This window comes from Kitasatospora sp. NPDC094028 (assembly GCF_049543595.1).
Lineage (GTDB): Bacteria > Actinomycetota > Actinomycetes > Streptomycetales > Streptomycetaceae > Kitasatospora.
The window spans coordinates 1-14,234 of record NZ_JBMVFA010000005.1; the positions used below are offsets into that span (position 1 = coordinate 1).

The following is a 14,234-nucleotide window of genomic DNA, read 5'->3' on the forward strand; positions in this document are numbered from 1 at the left end:
GGCTCCCAGTAGACGACTGGGTTGATAGGCCGGATATGGAAGCCCTGTAAGGGGTGGAGTTGACCGGTACTAATAGGCCGAGGGCTTGTCCTCAGTTGCTCGCGTCCACTGTGTTGTTCTGAAACAACGACCGCCTTGCCGGCGGGTCGACAGTTTCATAGTGTTTCGGTGGTCATAGCGTGAGGGAAACGCCCGGTTACATTCCGAACCCGGAAGCTAAGCCTCACAGCGCCGATGGTACTGCAGGGGGGACCCTGTGGGAGAGTAGGACGCCGCCGAACAATTCTTCAGAGAAACCCCCATCCGGATTCCGGATGGGGGTTTTTCGCGTTTCCGATGATCTCCGGTGACGTATCGTCAACGCATGGACGATCAGACAGCGGTCATTGCGAACGACGTGCTTCGCCCCGAGCAGCGCGACGGCGCCCTGCGGGTGCTGGCGGAGTCCCAGGCGGTCGACGGCCGGGCCGCCGTGTCCGAGCAGGGCCGGCTCCGGCTCCGCTCCTCGGAGACTCCCCGCCCCGGCGTCACCCACTTCATCGAGGCCGAAGGCGAAGGAGAAGGCGACACCGTCCTCGGCTACGGCCAGCTCGAAGTCCCGGCGGGCCAAACCGCCAACCCCGCGGCCGAGTTGGTGGTCGACCCGGCCGCCCGCGGTCGCGGCCTGGCCCGCCCCCTGGTCGACGCGGTGCTGGCGCAGGCCCACCGGGAGGGCCGCGACGCGGTGGACTTCTGGGTGCACGGCGGCCACCCGGCGGCCCGGCACCTGGCCGAGGCGTACGGCGCCGAGCTGGTCCGGGAGCTGCGGCAGATGCGCCGCACCGGCCCGCAGACCGAGGCCGTCCCGCTGCCGGCCGGGATCGAGCTGCGGACCTTCCGCCCGGGTGACGACGACGCCGCCTGGCTGCGGCTGAACGCGCTGGCCTTCGCCCACCACCCCGAGCAGGGTTCCTGGACCGAGCGGGACCTGGCCGACCGGCTGGCCGAGCCGTGGTTCGACCCGTCCGGCTTCTTCCTCGCGACCCGCGACGGCGAGGTGGTGGGGTACCACTGGACGAAGGTGCACCCGGCCACCGCCACCGAGCCGGCGCTCGGCGAGGTGTACGTGGTGGGGGTGGACCCGGCCGAGCAGGGCAGCGGCCTCGGCCGCGCGCTCACGGCCGCCGGCCTGCGTCACCTGACCGGCTCCGGCGAGGGGGACCGCGGCCTGGAGACCGTCCTGCTCTACGTCGACGCCGACAACCCGGCGGCCGTCCGGGTGTACGAGCGACTGGGTTTCACCATCCACGAGGTGGACCTCATGTACCGGGCCCGGTACCGGTCTGCCTGACCGGCCGGACCGCCCACCGAAGCGGTTGACCGCCCGTGGCCGGGAGGGGAGCGGGAGGAGAAGCAGGAGAAGAAGCAGGAGGGACGCGGGGGACGGGCGAGCGGTGCGAATCGCCCGGACCCCTTGCCCCGACCGACTCAGCTTTCCTCCTGGCCATGCGGTGTTTACCGTGGATTCAATTGCTGCCGCGAAGATCACAGGATGAAGTCCGTAGTGTCTCGCTCGTGCAGAGTCGACCGCCACGCGCCGGTCGGTCCTGTAGGGACCGCGCCCGGAGGGTGGGCGCTGCTCCCGGGGTCCGCCCCGGGCGAGGACGACGGCCCGCAGAGCCATTCGCGTCCGGACGCCGTCCTGCTGCTGGAGGAGCTGGAACCCATGAGCATCCCCCGCCCCGTCTCTGCCCCGCTGTCACCACCGGCCCGGATGTCCGGTGCGCTGGGGACACCGCCGGAGCTGCCGGCCACGGACGAGCAGGAACTCGACGCCTTGCCGCAGGGGCGTTTCCTGGACCGCGAGCGCAGCTGGCTCGCCTTCAACGAACGCGTCCTGGAGCTCGCCGAGGACCCGGAGATCCCGCTGCTGGAGCGGGCCAAGTTCCTCGCGATCTTCGCGAGCAACCTGGACGAGTTCTTCATGGTCCGGGTGGCCGGCCTGAAGCGCCGGATCGCCACCGGCGTGGCCCAGCGCAGCGCGTCGGGCCTCCAGCCGCGTGAGGTGCTGGACCTGATCTGGACCCGCTCGCGCGAGCTGATGGCCCGCCACGCCGCGGCCTTCCAGCAGGAGGTGCTGCCGGACCTCGCCGCCGAGGGCATCGAGGTGGTCCGCTGGCCGGAGCTGGCCGAGAAGGAGCAGGCCCGGCTGCACACGCTGTTCCGGCAGAAGATCTTCCCGGTGCTGACCCCGCTGGCGGTCGACCCGGCGCACCCGTTCCCGTACATATCCGGGCTCTCGCTGAACCTGGCCGTGGTCGTCCGCAACCCGGTGTCCGGGCACAAGCACTTCGCCCGGGTCAAGGTCCCGCAGTCGCTGGCCCGCTTCCTGGAGGCCTCGCCCCAGCGGTACGTCCCGCTGGAGGACGTGATGGGCGCGCACCTGGAGGAGCTCTTCCCGGGGATGGAGGTGCTGGCCCACCACGCCTTCCGCGTCACCCGCAACGAGGACCTGGAGGTGGAGGAGGACGACACCGAGAACATCCTCAAGGCCCTGGAGAAGGAGCTGATGCGGCGGCGCTTCGGCCCGCCGGTCCGGCTGGAGGTCGAGGAGTCGATCGACCCCTACATCCTGGACCTGCTGGTGCGGGAGCTGAACATCACCGAGGCGGAGGTCTTCCCGCTGCCCGGGCCGCTGGACCTGACCGGCCTGTTCGGGATCGCCGAACTGGACCGCCCGGAGCTGAAGTACCCGAAGTTCGTGGCCGGGACGGCCCGCGGCCTGACCGACGTCGAGTCGGCCTCCCAGCCGGACATCTTCGCCGCGATGCGCGAGCGCGACGTCCTGCTGCACCACCCGTACGACAGCTTCTCCACCTCCGTGCAGGCGTTCCTGGAGCAGGCCGCCGCCGACCCGGACGTGCTGGCGATCAAGCAGACCCTGTACCGCACCTCGGGCGACTCGCCGATCGTGGACGCGCTGATCGACGCGGCCGAGTCCGGCAAGCAGGTGCTGGTGCTGGTCGAGATCAAGGCGCGCTTCGACGAGCAGGCCAACATCAAGTGGGCCCGCAAGCTGGAGGAGGCCGGCTGCCACGTGGTCTACGGCCTGGTCGGGCTGAAGACGCACTGCAAGCTGTCGCTGGTGGTCCGCCAGGAGGGCGACACCCTGCGCCGCTACTCGCACGTCGGTACCGGCAACTACCACCCGAAGACCGCCCGGCTGTACGAGGACCTCGGCCTGCTCACCTCCGACCCGCAGGTCGGCGCGGACCTCTCGGACCTCTTCAACCGGCTCTCCGGCTACTCCCGCCGCGAGTCCTACCGCCGCCTGCTGACCGCCCCGCGCGGCCTGCGCGACGGGCTGGTCTCGCGGATCCACAACGAGATCGCCAACCACCGGGCGGGCCGCCCGGCCCACGTGAAGCTCAAGGTCAACTCGATCGTCGACGAGGCCGTGATCGACGCGCTCTACCGCGCCTCGCAGGCCGGGGTGCCGGTGGACGTCTGGGTGCGCGGCATCTGCGCGATCCGCCCGGGGGTGGCGGGCCTGAGCGAGAACGTCCGGGTCCGCAGCATCCTGGGCCGCTTCCTGGAGCACTCCCGGATCTTCGTGTTCGGCAACAACGGCGATCCGGAGGTCTGGATCGGCAGCGCCGACATGATGCACCGCAACCTGGACCGCCGGATCGAGGCGCTGCTGCGGATCACCGATCCGGCGCACCGCGCCGAACTGTCCGGGCTGATCGACCTCGGGGTGTCGGACGAGACCGAGTCCTGGCACCTGGGGCCGGACGGCGCGTGGACCCGCCACTCGCAGGACGCCGAGGGCCGGCCGCTGCGGCACGTCCAGGACCTGCTCATCGACTCGCGCCAGCGCCGCCGGGCCGCCACCTCGCGCTGACGCGACCACTGATGCGAGCCGCCCGAGCAGGCCCCCGGAGGAACCCCGGGGGCCTGCCCCGGGCGGTCGGCCACCAGCCCCGGGGGACGGCCCCGGGGGAACGGGGATCTACCACGCCATGACCGATGCGCCGATGACGGCCCAGGCGGCCTCCACCGCGACCGCCGGGGACATCCTTTCCGGCCGGCTCACCGCCCAGGCCGGAGCGTTCCTGCGTGCCCTGCCGCTGGCCGTGGGCGAGGTCGGCGCCAGACCGGGCACCGCCTCGGCCGTCCCGGCGGCCGGTACCGCCGACCTGCTGCGGGCCGTCCGGCGGATCGGCGGGCTGCTGCACACCTTCGGCGCGCTGTTCGAACAGACCTGGGCGCAGGAATCGCGCACCGAGCTGCGCTGGCTGCTGAACCTGCTGGCGCTGGAGCCCGGCTACGTGCGCCGTTCGGCCCGGCTGCTCGGCGCGCTGGACTCGCTGAGCGGCACCGACCCGGAGGGCACCGGCATGCTGGCCGGGCACGCGGGCGCCCCGAAGGCGCGGGCTCTGCTGGACCGGCAGCTGACGCTGGCCCGGACGAGGGCGCACTCCTCGGTGCTGCAGGAGCTGCGCTCGGCCCGGCTGCATGCGCTGGCGGACCGGATGACGCTGCTGGTCGGGGAGGCGCCGCTGCTGGAGTCGGCGGGCGGCCGGGCCCCGGCGGTGCTGCTGCCGCAGGTGGCCGCCGCGTTCACCGTGCTGTCCGCGAGCGCCCAGCAGCTGCCGCTGCAGCGGGCCTCGACGCCGTACGGCGGGGACGTGCTGCGCCGGCTGGGCGCGGTGCCGGCGGCCCGCGGCGGCACGGACGCGGACTCGGCGCTGGCCGCCGACGATGCGCCCTGGTCCCGGATGCGGATCCTGCTGAAGCGCGCCCGGTACGCGCTGGAGGTGTGCGGCCGCCCGTCCACCGAGCTGGACGAGCTGGACGCGGTGCTGGGCCGCCACCAGGAGGCGGCGGACGCGGCGGTGACCGTGGCCACCGCGGCGCGCACGCCCCGGATCACCCCGGCGACCGCCTACGTGCTGGGCGTGGTGCATGCTGATCAGCGACTGGAGGTGGAGGCGGCACGGTACGCCTTCGGCCGCCGGTGGCCCGACCTCCCGCCCGCTCCGGACGGCTGGTTGGAACTGCCCCCTGCCGAGGGCTGGGGGAATCCCCCCGTACCACGAACGGCTTAAGCGTGCACGAACAACCGAGGACCGGGCGGCCGGTGGACGTCACCACCGCCGGTCCGGCGTCCACCCGGGTCATCCTCGCGGCGGGCGCGGTGCTGTGGCTGCCCGGTCGGCCGAAGAAGAGCGGCCGGCTGGGCCGGCCGCGGATCGCGGTGATCCACCGTCCGAAGTACGACGACTGGAGCCTGCCCAAGGGCAAGCTCGACCCGGGCGAGGGTGTGATCGAGGCGGCGCTTCGCGAGGTGCGGGAGGAGACCGGCTACGCGTGCGTGCTCGGCCCGGAACTGCCCGCCCAGCACTACCTGGCGCAGGGCCGGCCGAAGGAGGTGCGGTACTGGGCGGCGGTGCCGGCCGGCGGCGCGTTCCGGCCGAACCGGGAGGTGGACCGGATGGAGTGGCTGCCGGCCGGCAAGGCCCGGGCCCGGCTGACGCACGAGCGCGACCGGTTGCTGATCGACTCCCTGCTGGTGATCCTGGGTGCGCGGCCCGTGCGGACGAACGGGGAGCCGCTGGTGAAGGAACGGTGGAGGTGATCTCCCCGCGTCCTTGCTGTGATGCAACCGTTACTACCTGACGTAGTTTCCTGCCATCCCTCCGAGGTTCACTCCCCGTTCACTTGCGACCGGCTGTCGTGTCACTTACCCGGCCTAACTTCGGGACTACCGGCGGGCCGAACGGGCCCCGGACCACAGCAAAACCCGCGCTCCGCCGTACTCGTACGGCCCGCGCCACGGGCAATGCCACAGAAAGGGACACCCAGTGAAGCTCCAGCGGAACGGCCGCTCCAAGGCCCTCGCCATCGGTGCCATGGCGCTCGTCAGCTCGCTGTCGCTCGCCGCCTGCGGTTCGGACGACAACAACGACACCAAGGCGTCCCCCGGCTCCTCCGCCCCCGCGGCCGGTGCCGCGATCACCTGTGGCAAGAACGGCACCCTGCTCGGCGCCGGTTCGACCGCCCAGGCCAACGCCATGGACGTGTGGAAGGCCAACTTCGGCGCCGCCTGCTCCGGCATCACCGTCAACTACAGCGGTGGCGGCTCCGGCGCCGGTGTCCAGCAGTTCAACCAGGGCAAGGTCGCCTTCGCCGGCACCGACTTCGCCCTGAAGCCCGCCGACGTCGACGCCTCCAAGGCCGTCTGCACCGGTGGCAAGGCGATCGACCTGCCGATGGTGGCCGGCCTGGTCTCGCTGGTCTACAACGTCGACGGCGTCGACAACCTGGTCCTGGACGGCCCGACCGCCGCCAAGATCTTCGACTCGCAGATCACCAAGTGGAACGACCCGGCCATCGTCGCCCTGAACCCGGGCGCCAAGCTGCCGGACGCCGACATCGCGTCGTTCCACCGCTCGGACGACTCCGGCACCACCTACAACCTGACCTCCTACTTCGCCAAGACCTCGGGCGGCGCCTGGACCGCCGAGCCGAGCAAGGCGTGGAAGGGCCAGAAGGGCCAGTCCGCCAACGGCAGCGCCGGTGTCTCCGCCCAGATCAAGCAGGTCAAGAACTCGATCGGCTACGCCGAGCTGTCCTTCGCCCAGCTCAACAACCTGAAGAGCGCCAAGATCTCCACCGGCGCCGCTCAGCCGGTCGAGGCGACCGCCGCCAACGCCGCGCTCACCCTGGCCTCCTCGACCATCTCGGGCACCGACGGCGACCTCGCCCTCACCCTGGACTACGGCACCAAGGCCGACAACGCCTACCCGATCGTCCTGGTGACCTACGAGATCGCCTGCGACAAGGGCAACAAGGCCGAGACCCTGGACACCCTCAAGTCCTTCCTGAACTACACGATCAGCGACGCCGCCCAGAAGTCGATCGGCGACAAGGGCTACGTCCCGATGCCGGCCGCCATCGGCGACAAGGTGAAGGCCGCCGTCGGCGCCCTGGCCTGACCCGACAGGACCACCGGTGGGACGGCCCCGTGAGCGAGGGGGGCAGGGGCCGTCCCGCCGGACCGCACGAACCCAGCACCAACGTCCGGGGCACCGCCGCCATGGTGCCGTCCCCCCACCGGGGCGGCGCCACCAGACCGGAGTAGACCAATGACTTCATCCCCCCCTGCCGCCCCGCGAGGCAGGGAACGCCGAGCGCGTGACAGCCGCGTCGGCGACAAGATCTTCATGAACTGCGCCCGCGGCGCGGGCATCCTGCTGCTGGTCATCATGGCCGCGATCGCCGGCTTCCTGGCCTGGCGCTCGGGCCTGGCGCTCAGCAAGAACGACGGCAACTTCTTCACCACCTTCGAGTGGACGCCGGACGCCCCGAAGCCGGTCTTCGGCATCGCCGTCCTGGTCTTCGGCACCATCGTCAGCGCCCTCATCGCGATGCTGATCGCCGTCCCGGTGGCCATCGGGATCGCGCTGTTCATCTCGCACTACGCGCCGCGGCGGATCGCCCAGCCGTTCGCGTACCTGGTCGACCTGCTCGCCGCCGTGCCCAGCATCGTCTACGGCCTCTGGGGCGCGCTCTTCCTGGTGCCGCACCTGGACGGCCTGACCAGCTGGCTCAACCAGTACCTGGGCTGGACGTACATCTTCGACCAGACCCAGTCCGGCACCCCGCGCAACCTGTTCACCGTCGGCATCCTGCTGGCGATCATGATCCTGCCGATCATCACCGCGGTCTCCCGCGAGGTGTTCCGCCAGGTGCCGCGGATGCACGAGGAGGCGGCGCTCGCGCTCGGCGCGACCCGCTGGGAGATGATCCGCACCGCGGTGCTGCCGTTCGGCCGCCCCGGCGTCATCTCGGCCTCCATGCTCGGCCTCGGCCGCGCGCTCGGCGAGACCATCGCGGTCGCGGTGGTGCTCTCCTCCAACAGCGTCCTGTCGCTGCACATCCTGGACGCGGGCGGCGGCACCTTCGCGCAGAACATCGCGCTGAAGTTCGCCGAGGCCGGCGAGAACGGCCGCAACGCGCTGATGGCCTCCGGCCTCGTCCTGTTCGTCATCACCCTGCTGGTGAACGGTGCCGCGCGACTGATCATCGCCCGCCGCAAGGAGTACTCGGGGGCCAACGCATGACCACCGTCACCACCGTCCCCGAGGACGCCCGGCCGCAGGTCGGCCCGAAGCTCACCGCCAACCGGCTGCCCCGTTGGACCCCGCCCGTCGTGGCGGTCGGCGCGATCGCGCTCGGCTGCGGGATCGGCGCCGCGGGCGGGCTGGAGAGCCACCTGCAGTGGGGCCTGATCTCGGCGCTGCTGTTCCTGCTCGGCAGCTACCTGATCTCGGCCCAGGTCGAGGGCCGGCGCCAGGCCAAGGACCGGCTGGCCACCTCGGTGGTCTGGGTCGCCTTCATCCTGGCCGTGGTCCCGCTGGTCTCGCTCACCGTGTACACCGTCCAGCAGGGCATCGGCGTGGTGGACGGGAACTTCCTGAGCCACTCGATGAAGGGCGTCATCCAGACCGGCAAGGGCGGCGGCATCTACCACGCGCTGCTCGGCACCCTGCAGCAGGTCGGCCTGGCCACCGCGATGGCCGCCCCGATCGGCCTGCTGACCGCGGTCTACCTGGTCGAGTACGGCCGCGGCGGGCTCGCCAAGGCCGTCACCTTCTTCGTCGACGTCATGACGGGCATCCCGTCGATCGTCGCCGGTCTGTTCATCTTCTCGCTGTGGAACCTCGCCCTCGGCTTCAACTACTCCGGCTTCTCGGGCAGCCTCGCGCTGGCGATCCTGATGATCCCGGTCGTGGTCCGCTCCACCGAGGAGATGCTCAAGCTCGTCCCGAACGAGCTGCGCGAGGCCTCGTACGCCCTCGGCGTGCCGAAGTGGAAGACCATCCTGCGGATCGTCCTCCCCACCGCGATCGGCGGCATCACCACCGGCGTGATGCTCGCGGTCGCCCGCATCACGGGCGAGACCGCCCCGGTGATGATGCTGGTGTTCGGCGCCGACTACATCAACAGCAACCCGTTCGACGGACCGCAGCAGTCCCTGCCGATGTACATCTGGCAGCAGTACTCGGTGGTCAACAACGACAACGGTTACGCCCGTGCCTGGGGTGCGGCGCTGGTGCTGATCGCCTTCGTGATGGGGCTCAACCTCATCGCCCGGGGCATCGCACGCTGGCGCTCGCCCAAGGGCGGACACTGAGCGACCGACTGACGTACGAAGACAGACGAGAGAAGCAACGATCATGGCCAAGCGCATCGACGTCAGCGGACTGTCGGCCTACTACGGCACCACCAAGGCCATCGAGGACATCTCGATGAGCATCGAACCCCGCTCGGTGACCGCCTTCATCGGCCCCTCCGGCTGCGGCAAGTCCACCTTCCTGCGCACCCTCAACCGGATGCACGAGGTGATCCCCGGCGCCCGGGTCGAGGGCAAGGTCCTCCTGGACGACGAGAACCTGTACGCCTCCAACGTCGACCCGGTCGCCGTGCGCCGCTCCATCGGCATGGTCTTCCAGCGCCCGAACCCGTTCCCGACCATGTCGATCTACGACAACGTGGTCGCCGGGCTCAAGCTCGCCGGCGTGAAGAAGAAGGCCGTCCTGGACGAGGTCGTGGAGCGCTCGCTGAAGGGCGCCAACCTCTGGAAGGAGGTCCACACCCGGCTGAACAAGCCGGGCGCCGGCCTCTCCGGCGGTCAGCAGCAGCGCCTGTGCATCGCCCGCGCCATCGCGGTCGAGCCGCAGGTCCTGCTGATGGACGAGCCCTGCTCCGCGCTCGACCCGATCTCCACCCTCGCCATCGAGGACCTGATCGGCGAGCTGAAGTCGCAGTTCACCATCGTGATCGTGACCCACAACATGCAGCAGGCGGCCCGCGTCAGCGACCGCACCGCCTTCTTCAACCTGGCCGGCGTCGGCCAGCCCGGCAAGCTGATCGAGCTGGACGACACCCAGCGGATCTTCTCCAACCCGTCGGTCCAGGCGACCGAGGACTACATCTCCGGCCGCTTCGGCTAGGCCGGATCCCAGCTGCTCCACGGTGCTGCATGGCGGTGCCGCCGGGGAGCACGAGCAGGGCCCGCCCCCGAGATGTGGGGGCGGGCCCTGCTTTCCGTGCCGTCTCGCCCGGGCGCCTTCCGGCGCGGGGCGGCGTTCGTGACGCCCGGGGCCGTCAGCCCCAGAACAGGTGGACGAACCAGTACACCAGCGCTGCGACGATGGCGGCCGCCGGCATCGTGATGAACCAGCCGAGCACGATGTTCTTCGCGACGCCCCAGCGCACCGCGCGGATGCGCTTGGTGGCGCCCGCGCCCATGATCGCCGCGGTGATCACGTGGGTGGTGGAGATCGGCGCCTTGAAGACGAACGAGGTGATGTACATGACCGTCGAGGCGGTGGCCTCGGCGGCGAAGCCCTGCGGCGGGTCCAGCTCGATGATCTTGCGACCGAGGGTCCGCATGATCCGCCAGCCGCCCGCGTAGGTGCCGAGCGAGAGCATCGTCGCGCAGGAGATCTTCACCCAGACCGGGATGTCGCCGGTGGTCTGGTGGCCGGAGATGGTGAGCGCCATGACCACGATGCCCATGGTCTTCTGGGCGTCCTGCAGACCGTGCGCCAGCGCCATCGCGGCGGCCGAGGCGGTCTGGGCGACTCGGAAGTTGCGCTTCGCCCGGTGCGGGTTGGCCCGCCGGAAGATCCACAGGATCGCCAGCATCACCAGGAAGCCGCCGACCAGGCCGACCACCGGCGAGAGGATCATCGGGACGATGATCTTGTCGATGACCCCGCTCCAGATCACGTCGATCCCGCCGGCCAGCGCCGCGCCCACCATGCCGCCGAACAGCGCGTGCGAGGAGGAGGACGGGAGGCCGAAGTACCAGGTGACCAGGTTCCAGGCGATCGCACCGATCAGGGCGGCGAACAGGATCGCCATGCCCTGGTTGCCGGTGGGGGTCTCGATGATCCCCTTGGAGACGGTGTGCGCCACCCCGCTGCCCAGGAAGGCGCCGGCCAGGTTCATCACCGCGGCCATCGCGAGCGCGGCCCTGGGCGTGAGCGCCCGGGTGGAGACCGAGGTGGCGATCGCGTTCGCCGAGTCGTGGAAGCCGTTGGTGTAGGTGAAGAAGAACGCAACGCCGATGACGGCGATGAGTGCTGCCATGTCCACGAGGGTCAGGACTCCTTGACCGCGATGGTCTCCACCGTGTTCGCGACGTGCTCGAACGCGTCCGCGGCCTCCTCGAGGACGTCCACGACCTGCTTGAGCTTCAGCACCTCGATCGCGTCGTACTGACCGGAGAACAGGTGGGCGAGCAGCTTGCGGTGGATCTGGTCCGCCTGGTTCTCCAGCCGGTTGACCTCGATCCAGTACTCGGTGAGGTTCGACATGCTGCGCAGGTTCGGCATCGCCTCGGCGGTGAGCTCGGCTGCCCGCGCGAGCACCTCGATCTGCTGCTCGATGCCCTTCGGCAGGGTCTGGATGTCGTAGAGGACGACCAGGTCGACGGCCTCCTCCATGAAGTCCATGATGTCGTCCAGCGACGAGGCGAGGCTGTAGATGTCCTCGCGGTCGAAGGGCGTGATGAAGGAGGAGTTCAGCTGGTGGAACACCGCATGGGTGGTGTCGTCCCCGGCGTGCTCGGCGGCGCGCATGCGCTCGACGATCTCCGCGCGGGCCGACACGTCTGATCCCAGCAGTTCGAGCAGGAGCTTCGAACCGACGACGAGGTTCTCCGCCGCGGCGGCGAACATGTCGTAGAAGCTCGTCTCCTTCGGGGTCAGGCTAAAACGCACGGAAATCTCCGATGTGCGGGGTAGGGACTGAACGATGCTAGGTGCAACCAAGCGCGATCGCGCAAACGGGGTGGTGAGACGGGAGGCGGAACCTCCTGTTCCGTTCGGCTGCCGAACCGACTGCCCAGGACCGCAGACCCATGTGCGGACGCGGTTCCTCAGTCTGACGGAACCTCGCACCGATTGCCCCGCCGAACGCCCGGAAGACCGGGGCGCCGCTCAGACGGCGCAATCCCGGCACCGCCCGTCCGCGCCCGATGGCACGTGCCGGGTCGGCCCGCGGAACACCACGGACGGCCCGCGTGTTGGACACTGGAACCCGACGCAGCCAGCAGGCACCCATGACGAAGGCGGGCCGATGACCACGACGCAAGCGCGCACCGAGCAGGACCCCGCGCCCGGGACCGACCCGCACGCGGGCCCCGCCGCCGCGCCCGCCCACGGCCCGCACGGCTACAGCGCGCAGAAGGACGCCCACCTCAAGCGGTTGCGCCGGATCGAGGGCCAGATCCGCGGCCTCCAGCGCATGGTCGACGAGGACGTCTACTGCATCGACGTGCTCACCCAGGTCTCGGCCAGCACCAAGGCGCTGCAGTCCTTCGCGCTCTCCCTGCTGGAGGAGCACCTGCGGCACTGCGTGGCCGCCGCCGCCGAGGAGGGCGGCGCCGAGCTGGATGCCAAGGTGGCCGAGGCCACGGCCGCGATCAGCCGGCTGCTGCGCAGCTGAGCCGGCCCCCGTCACCGGGCCGGTCGCCGGTCCTCCACCTGCTCCCCCGCCGTCCGGTCCCCCGCCGCCCGGTCCGGCGGTCGGGGCACCACCCGGTCGAGCAGCACCTCGTCGATCCGCTCGGTCGGCAGCCGCTCCCCGGGGCTGGCCGTGGCGGCGATCATCAGCTCGCCGGCCAGCTCGATCTCGTCGAGGGCCGCGTCGTCGTGGCCGCCGCTGCGGTCGCCCGTGGACGACACCACCTGCACCACCCCTTCAGTGCCTCGCCAGCCCGGGCGGCAGCCACCCGACGTCCAGCCTAGGCACTCCGGGGCCCGTCCACATGGCACGGACGGGCCATCTCCGCGCCGCCGAAACGGGTGGCCACCGCTCCCCGGACGGCCACCCGCCCCGCCGGCGCCCCGTCTCACCCCGGCCGCCGGAGCACCGCCCCGCGGCCTGGCACGTCCCCCTCCGGGCCTACTTCGGACTCTCCGAGGGCTTCATCTGGTAGATGTCCGAGGCCGGCGGCTCGGCCGCCTCGACCGCCTTGCCGAAGTCGCTCAGCGAGGTCGTCGAGGTCACCTTCACCTGGTCCTTGGGCTCCTTCGAACCGGCCACCCCGGCGAAGGTGAACACCTCGACCACCTTGTGCAGCCGGCCCTGGTCGTCCAGCCAGGCGTCGTACGGGACCTCCTTCACGGTGAAGGTCTGCGCCCCCATCCGCAGGCCGTCCGCGCCCCGGCCGCCGGTCGCGTCGGCCGCCTTCGCCAGATCCAGGGTGCCGCGGTAGTGGTGCAGCGCGACCCCGTCCACCGTCTCGGTGCCGGCCGCCTCGGCCTTCTGCGCCCCGCGCAGCGCCCCCGCCGCCGAGGCCGGATCGGTCGCGCCGCTGCTGACCAGGTTGCCGTCCGGCAGCTGGCGCACGTCCAGCTTCACCCACTTGCCCTCGGGCACCTTGGCACCGCTGTTCTGCAGGTAGACGGTGCCCGGCAGGACCACCTCGACGATCTTCCCGGTGGTCGCCGCGCCCGGCGGCACCTGGACCTCCAGCCGGCCGATCCGCTTCACGTAGTCGTAGCCGCCGGAGCCGCTGAACGAGGCCTTCTTGTCGGCGGACTCGGTGACCAACTCGGTCGCGGTGTGCGCGGATCCGGTGCGCCCGGTGATGTCGGCGGCGCCGCGCACGGCCGTCAGCGGGTCGGCGGCCAGCTTGTCGGGCGCGCTCGACTGCTGGTCGGAGGAGCCGCCGCCGGACCCGCCCGAACAGCCGGCCGCGCCCGCGGCCAGGGCGGCGGCGAGCAGGGCGGCCCCGGCCGCCGAACGCAGGTGCGGCACCCGGCGGCCTGCCGGCCGCGCACCGCACTGCTGGTCGGTCATCTTCATCCTCGCGCCAACCCCCTCGGGCCCGACTGCCCGCCGGACACCGGCCGGGCAGAGCTCTTTCCGGGCAAACGAGTTGGGCGGCGAAGGGTTACGGGGTACCAGCTCGCGAAGGGCGTCGCGCGCGGGCCGCTCGGCGCGTTACGGTGAACCACGTGCACAGTGAGCTGCCGGCCGCGCCCGGCACCCGGATGCCCGAGCACCGCGTCGCGATCAGCGAGCGCGGATCCTTCGCCTTCGCGAGCTGCAGCTGCGGCTGGTACGCCCCGGCCCGCCGCTCCCGCGACCTGGCCCGCCGCGAGGGGGCCGAGCACCTCGCCGAGAGCGGCGCCGGACCGGCCTAAGGCGGTCCCGTCCCCGATGACGGA

The 14,234-nt window shown here is 71.2% G+C and carries 14 protein-coding genes and 2 rRNA genes; 12 read left to right on the forward strand and 4 right to left on the reverse strand.

Annotated features, from left to right (window positions below):
* From ACPC54_RS10010 to pstB, 10 genes are all read left to right on the forward strand, one after another.
* Nucleotides 1-93 (forward strand): 23S ribosomal RNA (locus tag ACPC54_RS10010); the annotation flags it as partial.
* Nucleotides 94-164: 71 nt separating this feature from the next.
* A 5S ribosomal RNA gene (rrf, locus tag ACPC54_RS10015) occupies nucleotides 165-281 on the forward strand.
* Between the two features lie 83 nt (nucleotides 282-364).
* Nucleotides 365-1,330 (forward strand): mycothiol synthase, encoded by a 966-nt coding sequence (gene mshD, locus ACPC54_RS10020; RefSeq protein ID WP_498963225.1) that lies wholly within the window; start codon nucleotides 365-367, stop codon nucleotides 1,328-1,330.
* A gap of 375 nt (nucleotides 1,331-1,705) precedes the next feature.
* Entirely contained in the window at nucleotides 1,706-3,883 is a 2,178-nt protein-coding gene (locus ACPC54_RS10025; protein ID WP_498963226.1) for an RNA degradosome polyphosphate kinase, read from the forward strand.
* A gap of 118 nt (nucleotides 3,884-4,001) precedes the next feature.
* On the forward strand, nucleotides 4,002-5,090 hold the full coding sequence (locus ACPC54_RS10030) for a CHAD domain-containing protein (protein ID WP_498963228.1): 1,089 nt from the start codon (nucleotides 4,002-4,004) through the stop codon (nucleotides 5,088-5,090).
* Nucleotides 5,091-5,122: 32 nt separating this feature from the next.
* Nucleotides 5,123-5,620, forward strand: coding sequence for an NUDIX hydrolase (locus ACPC54_RS10035; RefSeq protein WP_498963230.1), 498 nt, complete (start codon nucleotides 5,123-5,125; stop codon nucleotides 5,618-5,620).
* 226 nt (nucleotides 5,621-5,846) lie between these two features.
* Nucleotides 5,847-6,980 (forward strand): phosphate ABC transporter substrate-binding protein PstS, encoded by a 1,134-nt coding sequence (gene pstS / locus ACPC54_RS10040; RefSeq protein ID WP_498963232.1) that lies wholly within the window; start codon nucleotides 5,847-5,849, stop codon nucleotides 6,978-6,980.
* Nucleotides 6,981-7,130: 150 nt separating this feature from the next.
* Nucleotides 7,131-8,108 carry a phosphate ABC transporter permease subunit PstC gene (pstC, locus tag ACPC54_RS10045; protein ID WP_498963234.1) on the forward strand — a complete coding sequence of 326 codons (978 nt, stop codon included), beginning with the start codon at nucleotides 7,131-7,133 and terminating at the stop codon, nucleotides 8,106-8,108.
* Nucleotides 8,105-9,181, forward strand: coding sequence for a phosphate ABC transporter permease PstA (gene pstA, locus ACPC54_RS10050; RefSeq protein WP_498963236.1), 1,077 nt, complete (start codon nucleotides 8,105-8,107; stop codon nucleotides 9,179-9,181). The genes pstC and pstA overlap by 4 nt, the downstream gene beginning before the upstream one ends.
* Nucleotides 9,182-9,224: 43 nt before the next feature.
* Nucleotides 9,225-10,001: a phosphate ABC transporter ATP-binding protein PstB gene (gene pstB / locus ACPC54_RS10055; RefSeq protein ID WP_360241598.1), complete on the forward strand. Its 777-nt coding sequence runs from the start codon at nucleotides 9,225-9,227 to the stop codon at nucleotides 9,999-10,001.
* A gap of 154 nt (nucleotides 10,002-10,155) precedes the next feature.
* Here pstB and ACPC54_RS10060 read toward each other — a convergent pair whose 3' ends face one another.
* Together ACPC54_RS10060 and ACPC54_RS10065 are read right to left on the reverse strand one after the other, a co-directional pair.
* Nucleotides 10,156-11,151, reverse strand: a complete 996-nt coding sequence (locus ACPC54_RS10060) for an inorganic phosphate transporter (RefSeq protein WP_498963239.1) — start codon at nucleotides 11,149-11,151, stop codon at nucleotides 10,156-10,158.
* Nucleotides 11,152-11,156: 5 nt separating this feature from the next.
* Nucleotides 11,157-11,777: a DUF47 domain-containing protein gene (locus tag ACPC54_RS10065; protein WP_030059626.1), complete on the reverse strand. Its 621-nt coding sequence runs from the start codon at nucleotides 11,775-11,777 to the stop codon at nucleotides 11,157-11,159.
* Between the two features lie 358 nt (nucleotides 11,778-12,135).
* Here ACPC54_RS10065 and ACPC54_RS10070 point away from each other — a divergent pair, with 358 nt between their 5' ends.
* The gene (locus tag ACPC54_RS10070) at nucleotides 12,136-12,504 is read left to right on the forward strand and encodes a metal-sensitive transcriptional regulator (RefSeq protein ID WP_498963241.1); all 369 of its coding nucleotides are present in this window, start codon (nucleotides 12,136-12,138) and stop codon (nucleotides 12,502-12,504) included.
* 11 nt (nucleotides 12,505-12,515) lie between these two features.
* On the opposite strand, the gene ACPC54_RS10075 is transcribed toward ACPC54_RS10070, so the two are convergent.
* Nucleotides 12,516-12,746: a hypothetical protein gene (locus ACPC54_RS10075; RefSeq protein ID WP_498963243.1), complete on the reverse strand. Its 231-nt coding sequence runs from the start codon at nucleotides 12,744-12,746 to the stop codon at nucleotides 12,516-12,518.
* A gap of 217 nt (nucleotides 12,747-12,963) precedes the next feature.
* The gene (locus ACPC54_RS10080; RefSeq protein ID WP_498963245.1) at nucleotides 12,964-13,863 is read right to left on the reverse strand and encodes an SCO4651 family lipoprotein; all 900 of its coding nucleotides are present in this window, start codon (nucleotides 13,861-13,863) and stop codon (nucleotides 12,964-12,966) included.
* A 158-nt stretch (nucleotides 13,864-14,021) separates the two neighbouring features.
* Between ACPC54_RS10080 and ACPC54_RS10085 the strand changes: the two genes are divergently transcribed.
* On the forward strand, nucleotides 14,022-14,210 hold the full coding sequence (locus ACPC54_RS10085; protein WP_498963247.1) for a hypothetical protein: 189 nt from the start codon (nucleotides 14,022-14,024) through the stop codon (nucleotides 14,208-14,210).
* Nucleotides 14,211-14,234 lie beyond the last annotated feature (24 nt).